General features: G+C 54.0%; 32 protein-coding genes. 6 read left to right on the top strand and 26 right to left on the bottom strand.

The features are described 5' to 3' along the window. Positions 1-331: 331 nt before the first annotated feature. The gene (locus tag F3I21_RS20865; RefSeq protein ID WP_058759903.1) at positions 332-886 is read left to right on the top strand and encodes a gamma carbonic anhydrase family protein; all 555 of its coding nucleotides are present in this window, start codon (positions 332-334) and stop codon (positions 884-886) included. Here F3I21_RS20865 and F3I21_RS20860 read toward each other — a convergent pair. The 6 genes from F3I21_RS20860 to dprA are packed head-to-tail and all read right to left on the bottom strand — an operon-like array spanning position 862 to position 4,648. Further along, positions 862-1,110 carry a DUF1488 domain-containing protein gene (locus tag F3I21_RS20860; protein WP_058759902.1) on the bottom strand — a complete coding sequence of 83 codons (249 nt, stop codon included), beginning with the start codon at positions 1,108-1,110 and terminating at the stop codon, positions 862-864. The genes F3I21_RS20865 and F3I21_RS20860 overlap by 25 nt on opposite strands. Then, complete coding sequence (gene aroE, locus F3I21_RS20855) at positions 1,107-1,925, bottom strand: shikimate dehydrogenase (protein WP_058759901.1); 819 nt, start codon at positions 1,923-1,925, stop codon at positions 1,107-1,109. The genes F3I21_RS20860 and aroE overlap by 4 nt, the downstream gene beginning before the upstream one ends. 2 nt (positions 1,926-1,927) lie before the next feature. Next, the gene (gene tsaC, locus F3I21_RS20850) at positions 1,928-2,503 is read right to left on the bottom strand and encodes an L-threonylcarbamoyladenylate synthase type 1 TsaC (RefSeq protein ID WP_104094137.1); all 576 of its coding nucleotides are present in this window, start codon (positions 2,501-2,503) and stop codon (positions 1,928-1,930) included. Positions 2,504-2,505: 2 nt separating this feature from the next. After that, positions 2,506-3,054, bottom strand: a complete 549-nt coding sequence (locus F3I21_RS20845) for a type I DNA topoisomerase (protein WP_031279837.1) — start codon at positions 3,052-3,054, stop codon at positions 2,506-2,508. Between the two features lie 24 nt (positions 3,055-3,078). After that, complete coding sequence (gene smg / locus F3I21_RS20840) at positions 3,079-3,552, bottom strand: DUF494 family protein Smg (protein ID WP_031279836.1); 474 nt, start codon at positions 3,550-3,552, stop codon at positions 3,079-3,081. After that, positions 3,524-4,648 carry a DNA-protecting protein DprA gene (gene dprA, locus F3I21_RS20835; RefSeq protein WP_150059667.1) on the bottom strand — a complete coding sequence of 375 codons (1,125 nt, stop codon included), beginning with the start codon at positions 4,646-4,648 and terminating at the stop codon, positions 3,524-3,526. The genes smg and dprA overlap by 29 nt, the downstream gene beginning before the upstream one ends. Before the next feature lie 115 nt (positions 4,649-4,763). On the opposite strand from dprA, the gene def reads away from it, so the two are divergent. From def to mscL, 5 genes are all read left to right on the top strand, one after another. Then, the gene (gene def, locus F3I21_RS20830) at positions 4,764-5,276 is read left to right on the top strand and encodes a peptide deformylase (RefSeq protein ID WP_150059666.1); all 513 of its coding nucleotides are present in this window, start codon (positions 4,764-4,766) and stop codon (positions 5,274-5,276) included. A 21-nt stretch (positions 5,277-5,297) separates the two neighbouring features. After that, positions 5,298-6,242: a methionyl-tRNA formyltransferase gene (gene fmt, locus F3I21_RS20825; RefSeq protein ID WP_058759898.1), complete on the top strand. Its 945-nt coding sequence runs from the start codon at positions 5,298-5,300 to the stop codon at positions 6,240-6,242. A gap of 45 nt (positions 6,243-6,287) precedes the next feature. Then, positions 6,288-7,574 carry a 16S rRNA (cytosine(967)-C(5))-methyltransferase RsmB gene (gene rsmB / locus F3I21_RS20820; protein ID WP_150059665.1) on the top strand — a complete coding sequence of 429 codons (1,287 nt, stop codon included), beginning with the start codon at positions 6,288-6,290 and terminating at the stop codon, positions 7,572-7,574. A gap of 31 nt (positions 7,575-7,605) precedes the next feature. Next, a complete protein-coding gene (gene trkA / locus F3I21_RS20815; RefSeq protein WP_021508228.1) occupies positions 7,606-8,982 on the top strand; it encodes a Trk system potassium transporter TrkA in 1,377 nt (458 codons plus the stop codon). Positions 8,983-9,090: 108 nt separating this feature from the next. Continuing rightward, positions 9,091-9,501 (top strand): large-conductance mechanosensitive channel protein MscL, encoded by a 411-nt coding sequence (mscL, locus tag F3I21_RS20810; protein WP_021508227.1) that lies wholly within the window; start codon positions 9,091-9,093, stop codon positions 9,499-9,501. 19 nt (positions 9,502-9,520) lie between these two features. On the opposite strand, the gene F3I21_RS20805 is transcribed toward mscL, so the two are convergent. The 20 genes from F3I21_RS20805 to rplN form a co-directional block, all read right to left on the bottom strand. Beyond that, positions 9,521-9,739, bottom strand: a complete 219-nt coding sequence (locus F3I21_RS20805; protein WP_021508226.1) for an alternative ribosome-rescue factor A — start codon at positions 9,737-9,739, stop codon at positions 9,521-9,523. A gap of 50 nt (positions 9,740-9,789) precedes the next feature. Next, positions 9,790-10,227 carry a Zn(2+)-responsive transcriptional regulator gene (zntR, locus tag F3I21_RS20800; RefSeq protein ID WP_021508225.1) on the bottom strand — a complete coding sequence of 146 codons (438 nt, stop codon included), beginning with the start codon at positions 10,225-10,227 and terminating at the stop codon, positions 9,790-9,792. Position 10,228: 1 nt separating this feature from the next. Continuing rightward, positions 10,229-10,600 (bottom strand): DUF1992 domain-containing protein, encoded by a 372-nt coding sequence (locus F3I21_RS20795; protein ID WP_058759896.1) that lies wholly within the window; start codon positions 10,598-10,600, stop codon positions 10,229-10,231. 111 nt (positions 10,601-10,711) lie between these two features. After that, positions 10,712-11,098 (bottom strand): 50S ribosomal protein L17, encoded by a 387-nt coding sequence (gene rplQ / locus F3I21_RS20790; protein ID WP_003850180.1) that lies wholly within the window; start codon positions 11,096-11,098, stop codon positions 10,712-10,714. A gap of 40 nt (positions 11,099-11,138) precedes the next feature. After that, a complete protein-coding gene (rpoA, locus tag F3I21_RS20785) occupies positions 11,139-12,128 on the bottom strand; it encodes a DNA-directed RNA polymerase subunit alpha (protein ID WP_007891688.1) in 990 nt (329 codons plus the stop codon). Positions 12,129-12,153: 25 nt separating this feature from the next. Then, complete coding sequence (gene rpsD, locus F3I21_RS20780) at positions 12,154-12,774, bottom strand: 30S ribosomal protein S4 (RefSeq protein ID WP_010618555.1); 621 nt, start codon at positions 12,772-12,774, stop codon at positions 12,154-12,156. 33 nt (positions 12,775-12,807) lie between these two features. Beyond that, entirely contained in the window at positions 12,808-13,197 is a 390-nt protein-coding gene (gene rpsK, locus F3I21_RS20775; RefSeq protein WP_004160563.1) for a 30S ribosomal protein S11, read from the bottom strand. Positions 13,198-13,213: 16 nt separating this feature from the next. After that, positions 13,214-13,570 (bottom strand): 30S ribosomal protein S13, encoded by a 357-nt coding sequence (gene rpsM, locus F3I21_RS20770; protein ID WP_021508223.1) that lies wholly within the window; start codon positions 13,568-13,570, stop codon positions 13,214-13,216. Positions 13,571-13,716: 146 nt separating this feature from the next. Next, a complete protein-coding gene (rpmJ, locus tag F3I21_RS20765; RefSeq protein ID WP_071813610.1) occupies positions 13,717-13,833 on the bottom strand; it encodes a 50S ribosomal protein L36 in 117 nt (38 codons plus the stop codon). Positions 13,834-13,865: 32 nt separating this feature from the next. Continuing rightward, positions 13,866-15,197 carry a preprotein translocase subunit SecY gene (gene secY, locus F3I21_RS20760; RefSeq protein WP_021508222.1) on the bottom strand — a complete coding sequence of 444 codons (1,332 nt, stop codon included), beginning with the start codon at positions 15,195-15,197 and terminating at the stop codon, positions 13,866-13,868. Between the two features lie 7 nt (positions 15,198-15,204). Further along, on the bottom strand, positions 15,205-15,639 hold the full coding sequence (rplO, locus tag F3I21_RS20755) for a 50S ribosomal protein L15 (protein WP_021508221.1): 435 nt from the start codon (positions 15,637-15,639) through the stop codon (positions 15,205-15,207). A 3-nt stretch (positions 15,640-15,642) separates the two neighbouring features. After that, entirely contained in the window at positions 15,643-15,822 is a 180-nt protein-coding gene (gene rpmD / locus F3I21_RS20750) for a 50S ribosomal protein L30 (RefSeq protein ID WP_013510758.1), read from the bottom strand. A 5-nt stretch (positions 15,823-15,827) separates the two neighbouring features. Continuing rightward, positions 15,828-16,328, bottom strand: a complete 501-nt coding sequence (rpsE, locus tag F3I21_RS20745; RefSeq protein ID WP_010618560.1) for a 30S ribosomal protein S5 — start codon at positions 16,326-16,328, stop codon at positions 15,828-15,830. A 14-nt stretch (positions 16,329-16,342) separates the two neighbouring features. Then, positions 16,343-16,696 carry a 50S ribosomal protein L18 gene (gene rplR / locus F3I21_RS20740; RefSeq protein WP_013510760.1) on the bottom strand — a complete coding sequence of 118 codons (354 nt, stop codon included), beginning with the start codon at positions 16,694-16,696 and terminating at the stop codon, positions 16,343-16,345. A gap of 9 nt (positions 16,697-16,705) precedes the next feature. Then, entirely contained in the window at positions 16,706-17,239 is a 534-nt protein-coding gene (rplF, locus tag F3I21_RS20735) for a 50S ribosomal protein L6 (protein ID WP_007891676.1), read from the bottom strand. A gap of 12 nt (positions 17,240-17,251) precedes the next feature. Further along, positions 17,252-17,644 (bottom strand): 30S ribosomal protein S8, encoded by a 393-nt coding sequence (rpsH, locus tag F3I21_RS20730; protein WP_021508220.1) that lies wholly within the window; start codon positions 17,642-17,644, stop codon positions 17,252-17,254. A gap of 32 nt (positions 17,645-17,676) precedes the next feature. Beyond that, positions 17,677-17,982, bottom strand: a complete 306-nt coding sequence (rpsN, locus tag F3I21_RS20725) for a 30S ribosomal protein S14 (RefSeq protein ID WP_010618564.1) — start codon at positions 17,980-17,982, stop codon at positions 17,677-17,679. 14 nt (positions 17,983-17,996) lie between these two features. Beyond that, complete coding sequence (rplE, locus tag F3I21_RS20720; protein WP_013510763.1) at positions 17,997-18,536, bottom strand: 50S ribosomal protein L5; 540 nt, start codon at positions 18,534-18,536, stop codon at positions 17,997-17,999. A gap of 14 nt (positions 18,537-18,550) precedes the next feature. Continuing rightward, positions 18,551-18,865 (bottom strand): 50S ribosomal protein L24, encoded by a 315-nt coding sequence (gene rplX / locus F3I21_RS20715; protein ID WP_021508218.1) that lies wholly within the window; start codon positions 18,863-18,865, stop codon positions 18,551-18,553. A gap of 10 nt (positions 18,866-18,875) precedes the next feature. Continuing rightward, a complete protein-coding gene (gene rplN / locus F3I21_RS20710) occupies positions 18,876-19,247 on the bottom strand; it encodes a 50S ribosomal protein L14 (protein ID WP_006120590.1) in 372 nt (123 codons plus the stop codon). Positions 19,248-19,379 lie beyond the last annotated feature (132 nt).

Genomic DNA, 19,379 nt, shown 5'->3' with positions numbered 1-19,379 from the left:
CGGTGCGACGCGGCGTTCGGCCTGCTGTCGCGAGGTGGCGTATATTACGCTTTCCTCCTTCAGAGTCAAACACTTTTTTCAGCGTTTTTCTCCGGCGGGGTGAATCGCTTCACGCCCTGCTGAGCCGTCTGCGTTGCCGCTTTGCCGTCTCAGTGGTGGCGCATTATAGGGATCCGGATTTTTTGCACAACCCCTTTTTTCGATCTTTTTTATCGACTGGCGAGTTTTCACTCTTTTCGCTGCGATCGCGAGCGATCCGCACAAAAATCAGCTTGTTTACCCGCACCGGAAGCCGCAGGCTAGTGGGAAACATCAGAAAAGGAGAAATAGAATGTCTGTAGCCCTGCGCCCTTATAAGCAACATATTCCCCATACCGGTGAGCGCGTGATGGTGGATAGCAGCAGCGTGGTCGTTGGCGAAGTCGAGCTGGCTGATGATGTCAGCATCTGGCCACTGGTAGCAATCCGCGGTGACGTGAATAAAGTAGTGATTGGTAAACGCAGCAATATCCAGGATGGCAGCGTGCTGCACGTTACGCATAAATCCAGCAGTAATCCCGATGGCTTTCCATTGATCATCGGTGAAGACGTAACGGTGGGCCATAAAGCAATGCTGCACGGCTGCACCATTGGCAACCGCGTACTGGTGGGTATGGGCTCGATCCTGCTGGATGGCGCGATCGTCGAAGATGAGGTGATGATTGGCGCCGGCAGCCTGGTGCCACCCGGTAAACGCCTGCAAAGCGGCTATCTCTATTTAGGCAGCCCGGTGAAGCAGATCAGACCACTAAGCGAAGCGGAAATAGCCGGACTGCTTTACTCCGCCAGCAATTATGTCGGCTGGAAAGATGAATATCTGGCTCAGGGCAGCCACAGCCAGCCCTGATCGTCGGCCTGTTCCGCCCGGAGCAACTGCTCGGCCTCTTCCTCCAGATCCCAGCGATGCGCGCTAAACAGCGCCATCGCCTCTCCGGCACCAAAACGCTGCTGCAGCGCCGGCAGCGATATTGCGCAGGTCAGTCCCATACCATTCACTAATACCGGGAACAGCACCGCCTGCCGGACTGCGTCCCAGCTTTCCCGATCGGGAAACTGGATAGCCTGGTTCATGCCTGCATCGCCTGTTTAAGTTGATCGATGACCGGCGCGATCTCCGGCATAACACCATGCCACAGCTGAAACGCATGCGCCGCCTGGCCCACCAGCATGCCAAGTCCATCCGCCAGCTGCTGTGTGCCGTGCTGCTGGCACCACGCCAGAAATGGCGTCAGTCCCTGCTGATAAAACATGTCGTAACAGCGCACCTGCGCATCAATCAGCGTAACCGGCAGCGGCGGCACGTCGCCCGCTACGCCGCTGGAGGTGGCATTGATGATCAGATCAAAACGTTCGCCGGCCAGTTGATCAAAGCTCATCGCCTGGATCGCCCCACTGTGCTGGAATAGCTCAGCCAGCTGTTGCGCGCGTTCTGCCGTGCGGTTTACCACCACCAGCGCGCAGCCCGTCGAGAGCAGCGGCAGGATCACCCCACGCGCCGCGCCGCCCGCGCCCACCAGCAGAATGCGATCGCCCGGCCGGATCAGCTGCAGCCGTTGCAGATCGCTCAGCAGGCCGATGCCGTCCGTGTTATCACCCAGAATCGAACCATCGGCTCTCTTCTTTAAGGTATTTACCGCGCCGGATAAGGCCGCGCGCTCGCTGAGCTCATCCGCGAACTCCCATGCCTGCTGTTTAAACGGCAGCGTAACATTGGCGCCTTTGCCACCGGCCGCAAAAAACGCCTCTATCGCCTGCGGGAACCCTTCCAGCGGTGCGCAGATGCGTCCGTAAGGATGTTCAATACCGGTCTGCTCAGCAAAAGCGGCGTGAATAAACGGAGATTTGCTGTGGGCGATGGGATGACCAAAAACGGCAAACTTTTCCATAATCAGCCCTGACGAATGAGTTCACCGCTGATGGCATCGCGGATTTCAGAAGGATTCAGGCGACCGCCGGTGGCCGCCTGCAATACCGGAAACTGCGAGCCAAACTGCTCTGCCACTTCGGCAGCACTGCGGCACGGCGGCTGACCGGTTAAATTCGCGCTGGTCGAGACCAGCGGCTTGCCAAATCCGCGACACAGCGCCTGAACCTGCGGATGATCGCTGACGCGAATCGCCAGCGAATCAAAGCGGCCGGTTAACCAGCGCGGCGTATGCGGCGAAGCAGGCACCACATAGGTGACCGGACCCGGCCAGCTGGCAAACATACGTTCGCGCTGCAGCACGGTGAGTTCGCGATCGGCAATATAAGGCTCGAGCTGCGCATAATCAGCGGCGATCAGGATCAGCCCCTTTTCTACCGGGCGCTGTTTCAGCTCCAGCAGGGCCATCACCGCGCTTTCGCTGTCCGGATCGCAGCCAAGGCCGAATACGGCTTCGGTAGGGTAAGCAATCACTTGCTGTTGCTGAAGTTGTTCGATGCAGAAGTCGAGGCTTCCGGGTGCATGCTGGCTCTGGTTCATGATCACTCTTCATCCTGGGCGATGGGCTTGCCGCAGCGTTTGCTGGCGCAGAAGCGCTTCATGCCCTGTGCGGTTTTCTTTTCTATTAATAACGGGAACTGGCAATGGGGGCAGACACCTTCCAGCGGCGTGGCGTTGATCGCGAACTGGCAGTCGGGATAACGATCGCAGGCGTGGAAGGTTTTGCCATAGCGTGAACGGCGCTGCACCAGCTTGCCGCTGGCGCACTGCGGGCAGGCAATTGCGGTTTCGTCCGGCTTATCGATGGTTTCCGTGTAATCACACTCCGGATAGTGGCTACAGCCGACAAACATGCCGAATCGCCCCTGGCGCAGCACTTTGTCCGCACCACACTGCGGGCAGGCATGGCCTTCCAGCACTTTGACAATATGGCCATCACCCTGACTTTTCAGCGGGCGGATATAGTCGCAGGTTGGATAATTCACACAGCCGAGAAAAGGCCCGTGCTTGCCGGCACGTATCACTAATTCTGCCCCGCAGGCGGGGCAGGGATCGTGTTTACGCACGGTAAATAGTGCTGGTTTACTCATATTACCGAATGCATTAATCGCAAATTAATGCAGCATACCTTCATTGACGTCGAATAACAGTTCTTCCATCTGCTGATAGGCATTTTCACAGCCGGGGATGTTAAACAGCACCATCAGCACCACCCATTTGAGATCTTCCAGATCGAATTCCAGCGTATCAAGCGCCATAACCCGTTCGATGACCATTTCGCGCGTTTCCATATTCAGCACCTGGATTTGCTCCAGGAACAGAATAAAACCACGACACTCGGCATCTAAACGCTGGCTCTCTTCTTCCGTGTAGATTCGCATGGAGAGCGGATCGTTAGCCAGCAACACTGGCGCGACCAGACCATCCTGATAATCCGCTAACCGCTCAAGCCAATTCAACGCATTGTAGATATCTTCGCGATGAAAACCGGCATCGGTTAAGTCATCGGTCAATTTATCCTGGTCAACGCGCATTTCAGCCTCGTTGTGGATATACGTCTCAAACAAGTACATAAGTACGTCGAACATGGCATGCCCTCCTCAATCGGACATAGCCGCCGGGTACAGCTGCGATCCATCCTGCTAACTCCAGCTCCAGCAATTGCGCTGCGATAACTGGCACAGGTTGGCCGGCACGTTCAGCGACGACGTCAACAGGTGTAACCTCATCACCTACGTTAGCCAACACGCTGGGAAATGGCAATGGCACATCATCACTGAGTTGTGAATATATTGTTTCTGAGATGCTGGCCGGCAACCATTGCAGGGCAGAATGCAAATCCTCAAGGATATTGTTGGGATGCGCCACCAGCAGCGCCCCCTGCTGAATCAGCCAGTGCGTGCCTTCACAGCCAGGATTACCCAGCGCGCCAGGCAGCGCATACACGTTACGGTTTTGTTCCAGCGCATAGCGCGCCGTTACCAGCGAGCCGCTCTTCAGTGACGCTTCAACCACCAGCACGCCATGACTCAGGCCGCTGATAATACGATTACGCCGCGGGAAATTTACCGCATGGGGCGCCATCGACAGCGGCAGTTCTGAAACCAGCGCGCCACCGCTGGCGATGATCTCCTGTGCCAGCGGCTGATGGCTTTTCGGATAGAGATGATTCAGCCCGCTGCCCAGCACGGCCAGAGTTTTGCCCTGTACTTCCAGCGCGGCACGATGCGCCACGCCATCAATACCGCGCGCCAGCCCGCTGGTGATGGTCAAACCGCTTAGCGCCAGCTGCTGGGTAAACCAGCTGCCCCATTCTCTGCCATACGGCGAACAGTGACGACTGCCGACCACCGCCAGTTGCGGTGTCGCGAGTGCAGAGAGGTCACCCGCTATATAAAGGGCAGCCGGATAGCGGCTGATTTCCCGCAAACGGGCGGGATAATGTGCATCGGTGCAGGCAATCAGATGATGTTGCGCCTGTTGCAGCCAGCGCTGCGTTTTTTCCAGCTGGCGTGGACAGAGGGCGAGAAACTGTTGCCGCTGCGTGTCGTCCAGCCCGTGCTGCTGCAACCACGCGTCGTCAACGTGGCTGGTGGCCAGAAGCGCCATGATGAACTGACGGGCGCGCTCACCGCTTAAACCCCAGACGTAAGTCAGCCTGATAATCCTTTCACTGCGTTCCATGCTGCGCTCCCTGTCAGCCGTGCTCTGATGCGGCACAATGCTGTCAATCAGGCCCCAAAAAGTCTACAATATGAGGCAGTAATCTTTTCTTTAACGCATACAGATCTGGATATTTATGTCAGTTTTGCAGGTATTACATTTCCCTGACGATCGCCTTCGCAAAATTGCTGCACCCGTTGCGGCTGTGAATGCTGACGTTCAGCGTATTGTCGACGATATGTTTGAGACCATGTACGCCGAAGAAGGCATTGGTCTGGCGGCGACGCAGGTGGATATTCACCAGCGCATCATCGTGATTGATGTTTCTGAAAGCCGCGAAGAGCGCCTGGTGCTGATTAACCCGGAGCTGCTGGAAAAAAGCGGCGAAACTGGTATCGAAGAGGGTTGCCTGTCGATCCCGGAACAGCGGGCGTTTGTGCCGCGTGCCGAGCGGGTCAAAGTGCACGCGCTGGATCGCGACGGTAACAGCTTCGAGCTGGAAACCGATGGTCTGCTGGCGATCTGCATTCAGCATGAGATCGACCATCTCGACGGTAAACTGTTTATCGATTATCTGTCGCCGCTGAAGCGTCAGCGTATTAAACAGAAACTGGAAAAACTGGCCCGCCAGAATGCGCGCGCATCCTGAGAGCGAACAGAAGGTTGAACTGTGTCTGCACCGTTAAAAATCATCTTTGCCGGTACTCCTGACTTCGCAGCGCGTCATCTCGACGCGCTGCTTGCTTCTGAGCATCAGGTGGTTGGCGTCTTTACTCAGCCCGACCGCCCAGCCGGACGTGGCAATAAACTCACGCCGGGCCCGGTAAAAGTGCTGGCTCAGGCGCATGATATCCCCGTGTTTCAGCCAAAGTCCCTGAAGCCGGAAGAGAATCAGCAGCTGGTTGCCGGGCTACAGGCCGATGTGATGGTGGTGGTCGCTTATGGTCTGATCCTGCCTCAGGCGGTGCTGACGATGCCGCGCCTTGGCTGCATCAACGTACACGGCTCGCTGCTGCCGCGCTGGCGAGGTGCGGCGCCGATTCAGCGCTCACTGTGGGCCGGCGATAACGAAACCGGTGTGACCATCATGCAGATGGACGTGGGTCTGGATACCGGCGATATGCTGCACAAAATAACCTGCCCGATTAATGCCGACGATACCAGCGCATCGCTGTACGACAAGCTGGCGCAGCTGGGACCGCAGGGGATGCTGACCACGCTCAGTCTGCTGGCCGCCGGCAGCGCGCAGCCCGAAGTGCAGGATGAGACCCTGGTAACTTACGCGGAAAAGCTCAGCAAAGAAGAGGCACGTCTTGACTGGTCGCTCTCTGCTGTTCAGCTGGAACGGTGCATTCGCGCCTTCAATCCGTGGCCGGTAAGTTATTTCCTTATCGACGATCAGCCGGTCAAAGTCTGGCAGGCCAGCGTGTTACCGCACCGCAGCGCCCAGCCGGGAGAAATTCTGCAGGCTGACAAACACGGCATCCAGATCGCGACCGCTGATGGCGTGCTGAATCTGCTCTCATTGCAGCCTGCCGGCAAAAAAGCCATGGCGGCGCAGGATCTGCTCAATTCGCGTCGTGAATGGTTTACACCCGGCACCGTTCTGGCCTGATTCTCCAGCCCGGTCTTCGCCGGGCTTTTTGTTTGATGAATGAATATGAAAAAAGCGACCAACCTGCGCAGCCTTGCCGCGCAACTGATTGAACGCGTAGTGGATAAAGGGGAATCGCTGAGCGCGATTCTGCCCGCTGCGCAAAAAACGCTGGCAAACAACGATGGCGCGCTGCTGCAGGAGTTGTGTTTTGGCGTGACGCGCACGCTGCCGCAGCTGGAAGCGTTAATTAACAAGCTGATGGCGCGGCCGTTAACCGGCAAAAAGCGCGTACTGCACTATCTGATCATGGTGGGCCTGTATCAGCTGCTGTATACCCGCGTTCCGCCGCACGCCGCGCTGGCCGAAACCGTGGCCGGGGCTGAAGCACTGAAGCGGGCAAATCTGAAAGGCTTACTTAACGGCGTGCTGCGTCAGTTCCAGCGTCAGCAGGACGCACTGCTGGCAGAGGTCAATCAGGGCCCGCAGCGCTACTGGCATCCGGGCTGGCTGCTGAAACGGTTGCAGACCGCGTGGCCGGAGCAGTGGCAGCAGATTGTGGAAGCAAACAATCAGCGACCGCCAATGTGGCTGCGCGTGAATCGTCAGCATCACAGCCGTGACGCCTGGCTGGCGTTATTAACCCAGCAGAATCAAAATGCGTTTAGTGCTGACGCGCCGGATGCGCTGCGTCTTGAAGCACCGGCTCCGGTCAGTCAGCTGCCAGGCTTTGAGCAGGGCTGGGTGACGGTGCAGGATCTCTCTGCTCAGCGTTGTGCCCTGCTGCTGGCGCCGGAAAACGGCGAAACCATTCTCGACCTGTGCGCTGCGCCCGGCGGCAAAACCACCCATATTCTCGAAATTGCGCCGCAGGCCCGCGTAATGGCGGTGGATATCGATGCGCAGCGCCTGTCGCGCGTGACGGAAAATCTGCAGCGTCTGGGAATGCAGGCTGACGTGCGTCAGGGCGATGGCCGCACGCCAGCGGCCTGGTGCGACGAGCAGCAATTCGACCGCATCCTGCTGGATGCGCCCTGCTCGGCCACCGGCGTTATTCGACGCCATCCGGATATCAAATGGCTACGCCGCGATCGCGATATCGACGAACTCGCCGCGCTACAGCGTGAGATTCTGGCGGCCATCTGGCCACACCTGAAATCGGGCGGTACGCTGCTTTATGCCACCTGCTCAGTGCTGCCGCAGGAGAACCAGCAGCAGATTGAGGCTTTCCTCGCGACGCATGACGATGCGGTGCCGCAGGCACTGCCACAGGGGCAACTTAACGGCTGGCAGGTTTTCCCTGCCATCGATGGCGGCGACGGTTTCTTCTACGCTAAGCTGATGAAAAAATAGTGCAGCGCACAGTGACAAGAGCAACGTATCCATGAAAATTATTATCCTCGGCGCCGGCCAGGTGGGCGGCACGCTCGCCGAAAACCTGGTGGGCGAAAACAATGACATCACCGTGGTTGATAGCGATCCCTCACGCTTACGCGTGCTGCAGGATAAGTTTGACCTGCGCGTGGTGCAGGGCCATGGTTCGCACCCGCGCGTGTTGCGTGAAGCCGGCGCCGAAGATGCGGATATGCTGGTGGCGGTCACCAGCTCTGACGAAACCAACATGATTGCCTGTCAGATTGCTTACTCGCTGTTTAACACGCCAAACCGCATTGCCCGTATCCGCGCCGCCGATTATCTGCGCGATGCGGAAAAGCTGTTCGTGCCGGAAGCGGTACCCATCGACCATTTGATCTCGCCTGAACAGCTGGTGATCGACAACATCTATCGGCTGATTCAGTACCCTGGCGCGTTGCAGGTAGTGAATTTTGCCGAGGGCAAAGTCAGCCTGGCAGTGGTCAAAGCCTATTACGGTGGGCCGCTGGTGGGCAATCCGCTGTCGATCCTGCGTGAACACATGCCGCATATCGATACCCGCGTAGCCGCCATTTTCCGTCAGGATCGCCCGATCCGTCCGCAGGGATCGACGATCGTCGAAGCTGGCGATGAAGTGTTTTTTATTGCCGCCAGTCAGCATATTCGTGCGGTGATGAGCGAGATGCAGCGGCTCGAAAAGCCCTATAAACGCATTATGCTGGTCGGCGGCGGTAATATCGGCTTTGGCCTGGCGCAGCGGCTGGAAAAGCAGTACAGCGTTAAGCTGATTGAACGTAATCAGCAGCGCGCAGCTGAACTGGCTGAACATCTGCAGGATACCATCGTGTTCTATGGCGATGCCTCGGATCAGGAACTGCTGGCAGAAGAGCATGTCGATCAGGTCGATCTGTTTATCGCCGTCACCAACGACGATGAAGCCAATATCATGTCAGCGATGCTGGCCAAAAAGATGGGCGCGAAAAAGGTAATGGTGCTGATCCAGCGTCGCGCCTATGTCGATCTGGTGCAGGGCAGCGTGATCGATATTGCGATCTCACCGCAGCAGGCCACGATTTCTGCGCTGCTTGGCCACGTGCGCAAAGCCGATATTGTCGGCGTCTCTTCACTGCGCCGCGGTATTGCAGAAGCCATCGAGGCCATTGCCCACGGTGATGAAACCACTTCGCGCGTGGTCGGCCGCCTGATTGAAGATATTAAACTGCCGCCGGGCACCATTATCGGCGCGGTGGTGCGTGGTGATGACGTGATCATCGCCAATGATAATGTGCGTATTGAGCAAGGCGACCACGTGATCATGTTCCTCACCGACAAAAAGTTTGTGCCGGACGTTGAGCGTCTGTTCCAGCCGAGCCCGTTCTTCCTGTAACGCGTTGTGATTGGGCTGCAGTGAGAGTGGTGTTTAATCCATTGTTATAATGGCAATTACACGAAGGTTTGTTAGACTTTAGCCATTGGCCAAGGCAAGGAGATAACAATGAGTTTATTCAAAGAGTTTCGTGATTTTGCGATGCGTGGCAACGTGGTGGACCTGGCGGTCGGTGTGATCATCGGTGCTGCGTTCGGTAAGATCGTATCGTCACTGGTTGCGAACATCATTATGCCACCGCTCGGTTTACTGATTGGCGGCGTCGACTTTAAGCAGTTTAAATGGGTACTCAAGCCAGCAGAAGGCGATATCCCCGCGGTGGTGATGGAATACGGTAACTTTATTCAGACGGTATTTGATTTCATCATCGTGGCGTTTGCTATCTTCATTGCCATCAAAGTAATGAATAAACTGTATAAAAAGAAAGAAGTGGAAAAACCAGCGCCTAAACCGACCAATGAAGAAGTGCTGCTGACCGAGATTCGCGACCTGCTTAAGCAACAAAATAATAAAGTGTGATAAATAAAAGCCGCCAGTTTCAGGCGGCTTTTTTGTCACTAAAGCAGAAGGCCAGAGGTAAACACTGTTGCTTACCGCTGGCCTCCTGATTCGCTCCCTTCGCGTGTTTATCTTTACGCCGGTAGCTGCCTTTCCCCTTCTGATTGCGCTCAACTCGCTGGCGATACAGCGGATCGTGTAACAGGGCTTCCAGGGCGTTATCGTTAATTTTGCCTTTTCGATGCTGATAGTGACTCATATCGTCCTCCGGTTAGTGATGGCGCAACTATAGTCCCTGCGCGCCAGAATTCAATCCTTGCTACAACAAATTTCAGGATGCGGATCTTCACCGGTTTCCAGTGCCTCGAGGATCGAACAACAGGCGCTACTATGGCGGTCGCCACAACAGGTTTCCGCCAGCCGTTGCAGTGATCGCTGAATGGTTTGCAGCTCGCCAATCATACTGTTCACCTCATCCAGCCGTTTCGCCACGATCGCTTTTGACTCTTCACAGGTGTGATGCTCTGGATCGATGCGGATCGACAGCAGGTCGCGGATCGATTCCAGGCTGAAACCAAGCTGCCGGCCGTAACGGATAAAACGCAGGCGCTGCAGATCGTTATCGCTGTACAGGCGGAAGCCGCCCTCGGTGCGTACCTCATGATCCATCATCTGCTGCTTTTCATAAAAGCGGATGGTATCCGGCGTCACGTCCGCCAGTTTTGCCAGCTGACCAATGCGATACATATTATTTCTCCTGCTGTAGCCGCTGACCGATCGCCGGGCGGTATTCGCCACGCAGAAAATCGGTGCTCATGCCAGCCTGCTGCAGCTTCATCTCCAGCAGCGTCAGGCGTTTGGCCAGTTCGCGCGCCTCGCAGTCATCAGGATCGAGTTCGCGAAGCAGATCGCTCAGTGCCAGCGCGTCACGGCGCATCTCCAGTTCCGGAGGGAGATAGCCGGCGTTTTTCAGCAGTCGCCAGGCACTGCGCAATTCCGCCGGCACACCACTGTCATCGTCCAGCGTGAGCGGCGCACCTTCACCAGGCAGATTGCTCAGCTCGCCCTTTTCCTGAGCGGCGCGGATGTGTTGCTCAGCCAGCTGATCGATAAGCCACATAGAAACCTCCTGCAGGCATGTCTGCCAACAGCATAGCGAATGGAGGGGAAATGGGAAGAAATGACAGGCAATAAAAAACCCGCCGAAGCGGGTTTTTTACGTTACTGCAAATTACTCTGCAGCAGCTTCTGCTTGAGCTTCTGGACGATCAACCAGCTCGATGTATGCCATCGGAGCGTTGTCACCAGCACGGAAGCCACACTTCAGAATGCGAGTGTAACCACCGGCACGGCTCGCGAAACGCGGGCCCAGCTCGTTAAACAGTTTTGCCACGATCTCGTTATCACGAGTACGGGCGAATGCCAGACGACGATTAGCTACGCTGTCGGTCTTGGCAAGAGTAATCAGCGGCTCAACTACGCGACGCAGCTCTTTGGCTTTCGGCAGAGTCGTCTTAATGATCTCATGACGAACCAGAGAACCAGCCATGTTGCGGAACATAGCCTGACGATGGCTGCTGTTGCGGTTCAGTTGACGACCACTCTTACGATGGCGCATGACCTTATCCTTCTCAGTGAAACCTTAACCTGCGATCCGGTTATTCATCAGCAATGCTTGCCGGTGGCCAGTTTTCCAGGCGCATGCCCAGAGACAGACCACGTGATGCGAGCACGTCTTTAATCTCGGTAAGAGATTTTTTACCCAGGTTAGGCGTTTTAAGCAGCTCAACCTCGGTACGCTGTACCAGATCACCGATGTAGTGGATAGCTTCTGCCTTGAGGCAGTTAGCAGAGCGGACAGTCAATTCCAGATCGTCAACAGGGCGCAGCAGGATCGGATCGAATTCTGGTTTCTCTTCTTTGACTTCCGGCTGACGTACATCACGTAAGTCAACGAAAGCTTCCAGTTGTTCTGCCAGGATGGTAGCCGCACGACGAATCGCCTCTTCAGGATCGATTGTGCCGTTGGTTTCCATTTCGATGACCAGCTTGTCCAGGTCGGTGCGCTGTTCTACACGCGCTGCTTCAACATTGTAGGCGATACGGTCTACAGGGCTGTAGCAAGCGTCAACCAACAGACGGCCGATTGGGCGCTCATCTTCTTCCGAATGAATTCGGGCAGAAGCCGGCACATAACCACGACCACGCTGAACTTTGATACGCATGCTAATAGACGCGTTTTCATCGGTCAGATGGCAGATCACATGCTGCGGCTTGACGATTTCGACATCACCGTCGTGGGTAATGTCGGCTGCAGTCACAGGGCCAATGCCAGATTTATTCAGAGTGAGGATGACTTCATCTTTACCCTGAACTCTTACCGCCAGCCCTTTCAGATTGAGCAGGATTTCCAGGATATCTTCCTGTACGCCCTCTTTGGTGGAGTACTCGTGCAGCACGCCATCAATCTCAACCTCGGTCACCGCGCAACCCGGCATGGAAGAAAGCAGAATACGGCGCAGTGCGTTACCAAGAGTATGGCCAAAGCCACGCTCTAACGGCTCAAGGGTCACCTTGGCGTGCGTCGAACTCACTTGCTCGATATCTACCAGGCGCGGTTTTAGAAACTCTGTCACAGAACCCTGCATTGTGTCCTCTCTTTGGTACTAAGCTTTACTTAGAGTAAAGCTCGACGATCAGGTGTTCGTTAATGTCCGCAGACAGATCGGTACGCTCAGGAATACGCTTGAACACACCTTCCATCTTAGTCGCATCAACTTCCAGCCAGGTTGGCTTTTCACGCTGCTCAGCCAGCTCCAGAGCGGCCTTCACGCGAGATTGCTTTTTGGCTTTCTCACGGATGCTTACGACATCATTCGGAGATACCTGATAAGAAGCGATGTTAACAACGCGACCGTTTACCATTACAGATTTGTGGCTAACCAGCTGACGTGCTTCTGCACGAGTGGCACCAAAGCCCATACGGTAAACTACGTTATCCAGACGACCTTCCAGCAGAGCTAACAGGTTTTCACCGGTGTTGCCTTTCAGACGCGCTGCTTCTTTATAGTAGTTACGGAACTGACGCTCCAGCACGCCGTAGATACGACGAACTTTTTGCTTTTCACGTAACTGGCCGCCGTAATCAGACAGACGCGGTTTACGCGCACCATGCTGACCAGGGGCTTGTTCAATTTTGCACTTGGAATCAATCGCGCGAACGCCAGACTTAAGGAATAAGTCGGTGCCCTCACGACGGCTCAGCTTGAGCTTAGGACCCAAATATCTTGCCATTTTCTTTCTCCAACTAACCTAAAAAACGGAACGTTAAACGCGACGTTTTTTCGGCGGACGACAACCGTTGTGAGGGATCGGAGTCACATCAGTAATATTAGTGATGCGGAAACCAGCGGCGTTCAGAGCACGAATAGTAGATTCGCGGCCTGGACCCGGACCCTTAACCATAACTTCCAGGTTCTTAATACCGTAATCTTTCACGGCTTCTGCACAGCGCTCTGCAGCGACCTGAGCAGCAAACGGAGTAGATTTACGTGAACCGCGGAAACCGGAACCACCGGCGGTTGCCCAACCCAGTGCGTTACCCTGACGATCAGTAATAGTAACGATGGTGTTGTTAAAAGACGCATGGACATGAGCCACGCCATCTGAGACTTGTTTTCTTACACGCTTACGTGCACGAACTGGTGCCTTTGCCATTATTTACTCACCCCGATTATTTCTTGATCGGTTTACGCGGACCCTTACGGGTACGTGCGTTGGTCTTAGTACGCTGACCGCGCACCGGCAGACCACGACGATGGCGTAAACCACGGTAGCAACCAAGGTCCATCAGACGCTTGATGCTCAGGGTGATTTCACGGCGCAGATCACCTTCAACAACGAATTTACCAACTGCTTCACGCAGCTGATCAATTTGTTCTTCAGACAGCTCACTGATCTTAACATTTTCAGCGATGCCCGTTTCAGCACAGATGGCTTTAGAACGGGTTTTGCCGATACCGAAGATCGAAGTTAATGCGATAACGGTATGTTTTTGATCAGGAATGTTAATGCCTGCTATACGGGCCACTATGCACTCCTATAATTAAATAAATGCGTACCATGCTGAAAAGCCCGTTTTCAGGATACTCAAATGGAAACGCATCGACATACAAAAGATTGGCTGGCTAATCTAGCCAGCTCAACCCGACTTTGCAAGAAAAATATGTGACTTAATCAGCCCTGGCGCTGTTTATGCTTAGGCTCGGAGCTGCAGATCACACGTACGACACCGTCGCGACGAATGATTTTGCAGTTACGACATAATTTCTTGACGGAAGCACGAACTTTCATTTTTACTCTCCGTAACTTCTCAAGCTACTGAATTAACGGCCATAGCCTTTCAGGTTAGCTTTCTTCAATGCAGACTCGTACTGACTGGACATCATCAGAGTTTGCACTTGAGCCATAAAGTCCATGATGACAACCACTACAATCAGCAGCGAGGTGCCGCCAAAGTAGAAGGGAACCTTCATGGCATCACGCATGAACTCCGGGATCAGGCAGATAAAAGTAATATACAGTGCGCCGATTAAGGTCAGACGTGTCATTACTTTATCGATGTACTTCGCCGTTTGCTCTCCCGGACGAATTCCCGGTACGAATGCACCAGACTTCTTCAGGTTATCTGCTGTTTCACGCGGGTTGAAAACCAACGCCGTGTAGAAGAAACAGAAGAAGATGATTGCAGTCGCATAGAGTAGCACATAAAGCGGCTGTCCTGGCTGCAAATACAGCGAAATTGTTGTCAGCCAGTTCCAACCGGTACCGCCCCCGAACCAGGATGCTATCGTCGCCGGGAACAGGATAATGCTGGAAGCAAAGATGGCTGGGATTACGCCCGCCATGTTCACTTTCAACGGTAAATGTGTGCTCTGTGCAGCATATACACGACGACCTTGCTGACGTTTAGCGTAGTTGACCACAATGCGGCGCTGGCCACGCTCAACGAAAATAACAAAGAACGTCACTGCAAATACAAGAACTGCAACCAACAGCAACAGAAGGAAGTGCAGGTCGCCTTGCCGCGCTTGCTCGATGGTATGGCCAATGGCCGGCGGTAAACCCGCAACAATACCCGCGAAGATAATGATCGAAATACCGTTACCGATACCTCGTTCAGTAATCTGTTCGCCCAGCCACATCAGGAACATAGTTCCGGTAACCAGACTTACAACAGCGGTAAAGTAGAAAGCAAAGCCTGGATTTAATACCAGGCCCTGCATTCCAGGCATATTCGGCAGACCGGTAGCAATACCGATCGACTGGAATATAGCCAGAACCAGTGTGCCGTAGCGAGTGTACTGGCTGATCTTACGACGACCAGCTTCACCCTCTTTCTTAATCTCGGCCAACGCGGGATGAACCACCGTCAGCAGCTGGATAATAATAGAGGCCGAAATATACGGCATAATACCCAGCGCGAAGATTGAGGCACGACTGAGAGCACCACCAGAGAACATGTTAAACATTTCAATGATGGTGCCACGCTGTTGCTCAAGCAGTTTGGCAAGTACAGTGGCATCGATACCGGGGATTGGAATAAAAGAGCCAATACGGAAGACAATCAGTGCACCGATTACAAACAACAGTCTGCGCTTCAGTTCACCAAAGCCACCTTTGGCACTTTGAAAATCTAATCCCGGTTGCTTTGCCATCTGCTACTTATTCCTCGATTTTACCGCCAGCAGCTTCGATTGCAGCACGAGCACCTTTGGTGACACGCAGACCACGAATCGTAACAGGTGCAGATACTTCACCAGACAGGATCACTTTCGCGAACTCAATCTGTACACCGATGATGTTAGCTGCTTTCAGCGTGTTCAGGTCGACGATACCGCCTTCCACTTTCGCCAGATCAGACAGACGCACTTCTGCAGTCACGAATGATTTGCGCGAGGTGAAGCCGAACTTCGGCAGACGACGGTACAGAGGCATCTGACCACCCTCGAAACCACGACGTACGCCACCGCCAGAACGAGACTTCTGACCTTTGTGACCACGACCGCCGGTTTTACCGAGGCCAGAACCGATACCACGGCCCAGACGCTTGGAAGCGTGTTTAGACCCTTCGGCCGGAGACAGAGTGTTTAAACGCATCTCTTACTCCTCCACTTTCAGCATGTAAGAAATCGCGTTGATCATACCGCGTACAGCTGGCGTGTCTTCACGCTCAACGGTGTGACCAATACGACGCAGACCCAGACCAACCAGAGTGGCTTTGTGCTTAGGCAGGCGGCCGATTGAGCTACGGGTTTGTGTAATTTTGATTGTCTTAGCCATCGTGATTACCCCAGAATTTCTTCAACGGATTTACCACGCTTGGCAGCAACCATATCCGGAGACTTCATATTGCCCAGGCCGTCGATAGTTGCACGAACCACGTTGATCGGGTTGGTGGAACCATAGGCTTTAGCCAGAACGTTATGAACTCCAGCGACTTCCAGAACGGCGCGCATTGCACCGCCGGCGATGATACCGGTACCTTCAGAAGCCGGCTGCATGAACACACGAGAACCCGTGTGCGCACCTTTAACCGGGTGCTGCAGGGTGCCGTGAGTCAGCGCGACATTAACCATATTGCGACGAGCTTTTTCCATCGCTTTCTGGATCGCTGCTGGAACTTCACGCGCTTTACCGTAACCAAAACCAACGCGGCCGTTACCATCACCCACTACAGTCAGAGCGGTGAAGGAGAAAATACGACCACCTTTCACAGTTTTAGAGACACGGTTTACCGCGATCAGTTTTTCCTGCAGGTCGCCAGCTTGTTTCTCGATGTGTGCCATCTTAGACCTCTACCTTAGAACTGAAGGCCAGCTTCACGAGCAGCATCTGCAAGTGCCTGGACGCGACCATGATATTGGAAACCGGAACGGTCGAAAGAAACATCTTTGATGCCTTTTTCGATAGCGCGCTCAGCCAGAGCTTTACCTACAGCTGCAGCGGCGTCTTTGTTACCGGTATACTTCAGTTGTTCAGCGATAGCTTTTTCTACAGTAGAAGCAGCAACCAGAACTTCGGAACCGTTCGGGGCGATTACCTGTGCGTAAATGTGACGCGGGGTACGATGTACCACCAGGCGAGTAGCACCCAGCTCTTTGAGCTTGCGACGTGCACGGGTCGCACGACGGATACGAGCAGATTTCTTATCCATAGTGTTACCTTACTTCTTCTTAGCCTCTTTGGTACGCACGACTTCGTCGGCGTAACGAACACCCTTGCCTTTGTAAGGCTCAGGACGACGGTAGGCGCGCAGATCAGCTGCAACCTGACCAATCAGCTGTTTATCAGCGCCTTTCAGCACGATCTCAGTCTGAGTTGGACATTCAGCAGTGATGCCGGCCGGCAGTGCATGGTCAACCGGGTGAGAGAAGCCCAGGGCCAGACTCACAGAGTTGCCTTTAACAGCTGCACGATAACCAACACCAACCAGTTGCAGCTTCTTGGTGAAGCCTTCGGTAACACCGATAACCATGCCGTTCAGCAGCGCACGGGCAGTACCTGCCTGTGCCCAACCATCCGCATAACCTTCGCGTGGAGCGAAAGTCAGGGCGTTGTCTGCATGCTTAACTTCTACAGCACTGTTGATAGTACGAGTCAGCTCGCCGTTTTTGCCTTTGATCGAAACTTCCTGACCGTTGAGTTTTACCTCTACGCCGGCAGGAACAACGACAGGTGCTTTTGCAACACGAGACATTTTATCCTCCGATTACGCTACGTAGCAGATAATTTCGCCACCAAGACCAGCCTGGCGCGCTGCACGATCAGTCATGACACCTTTAGAGGTAGAAATTACAGCAATGCCCAGACCGGCCATAACTTTTGGCAGCTCATCTTTTTTCTTATAGATGCGCAGACCTGGACGGCTAACACGCTGAATGCTTTCTACAACAGCTTTACCCTGGAAGTACTTAAGAGTCAGTTCCAGTTCCGGCTTGATGTCGCCTTCGATTTTAAAATCTTGAATATAGCCTTCTTCCTTCAGCACGTTGGCAATTGCCACTTTCAGCTTGGAGGAAGGCATAGAGACCGCAACTTTGTTCGCGGCCTGACCGTTACGGATACGGGTCAGCATATCCGCGATCGGATCTTGCATGCTCATCTGTGTTACTCCCGTGATTCAAATGGTGACAATTACCAGCTAGCCTTTTTCAGACCCGGGATTTCACCGCGCATTGCGGCTTCACGGACCTTGATACGGCTCAACCCAAACTTCCGCAGGAAACCGTGCGGACGACCTGTCTGACGGCAGCGGTTACGCTGACGTGAAGGGCTGGAATCACGCGGCAGACTCTGCAGCTTGAGAACGGCGTTCCAACGGTCTTCGTCGGATGCGTTCACATCAGAAATGATCGCTTTCAGTTCAGCGCGTTTTGCGAAGAACTTGTCTGCTAATTTCACACGCTTAACTTCGCGTGCTTTCATAGATTGCTTAGCCATTAAGTAACCCTACCTTACTTGCGGAACGGGAAGTCAAAGGCAGCCAGCAGAGCACGGCCTTCATCATCAGATTTCGCAGTAGTGGTAATGGTGATATCCAAACCACGAACGCGATCGACTTTGTCGTAGTCGATTTCTGGGAAGATGATCTGCTCACGAACGCCCATGCTGTAGTTACCACGACCGTCGAAAGACTTCGCGGACAGACCACGGAAGTCACGGATACGCGGTACAGCAATAGTGATCAGACGCTCAAAGAACTCCCACATGCGCTCGCCACGCAGAGTTACTTTACAGCCGATCGGATAGCCCTGACGGATTTTGAAGCCTGCAACTGATTTGCGTGCTTTGGTGATCAGCGGTTTTTGACCGGAGATTGCTGCCAGGTCAGCTGCTGCGTTATCCAGCAGTTTCTTGTCAGCGATCGCTTCACCAACACCCATGTTCAGGGTGATCTTCTCGACCCGAGGGACTTGCATGACAGAATTGTAGCCAAACTCTGTCATGAGTTTCTGGACTACTTCGTCTTTGTAGTAATCATGCAGTTTCGCCATCGTACTACTCCAAATTACTTGATAGTTTCGCTGTTAGACTTGAAGAAACGGACTTTTTTACCGTCTTCGAATCTAAAGCCTACACGGTCAGCCTTGCCGGTTGCCGCATTGAAGATTGCAACGTTAGAAACCTGAATAGCAGCTTCTTTTTCAACGATGCCGCCTGGTTGGTTCAGAGCCGGAACCGGCTTCTGGTGTTTCTTAACCAGGTTGATACCTTCAACGATGACCTTACCAGAAGTCAGGACATTCTTTACTTTACCGCGTTTACCTTTGTCTTTACCGGTAAGCACGATAACTTCGTCGTTACGACGGATTTTCGCTGCCATTGTTCGCTCCTTAGAGTACTTCTGGTGCCAGAGAGATAATTTTCATGAACTTTTCAGTACGAAGTTCACGAGTTACCGGCCCAAAAATACGCGTTCCGATAGGCTGCTCGCTGTTATTGTTCAGAATAACGCATGCATTACCATCGAAGCGAATGACAGAACCGTCCGGGCGACGAACACCCTTCCTGGTGCGCACCACTACCGCTTTCAGGACATCACCTTTTTTCACCTTGCCACGCGGAATTGCTTCCTTGATGGTCACTTTGATGATATCGCCGACGCCTGCGTAGCGACGGTGCGAGCCACCCAGAACCTTGATACACATTACGCGACGTGCACCGGAGTTGTCGGCGACGTTCAGCATAGTCTGTTCTTGGATCATTTTAGTGCTCCGCTAATGTCAACTACTACTTCGGGACCCAAACCTCAGGTCGTTAAAAAGCCCCATAATTGAGGGCGCGGCATTATAACACCGGTTCTCGCAGATGGGTAGAAAAAATGAACGGCTCCATAG

Origin of the sequence: Pantoea sp. B_9 (assembly GCF_008632015.1) — a bacterium.
GTDB lineage: Bacteria > Pseudomonadota > Gammaproteobacteria > Enterobacterales > Enterobacteriaceae > Pantoea > Pantoea dispersa.
This window is presented reverse-complemented; position numbering and strand designations above follow the sequence as displayed.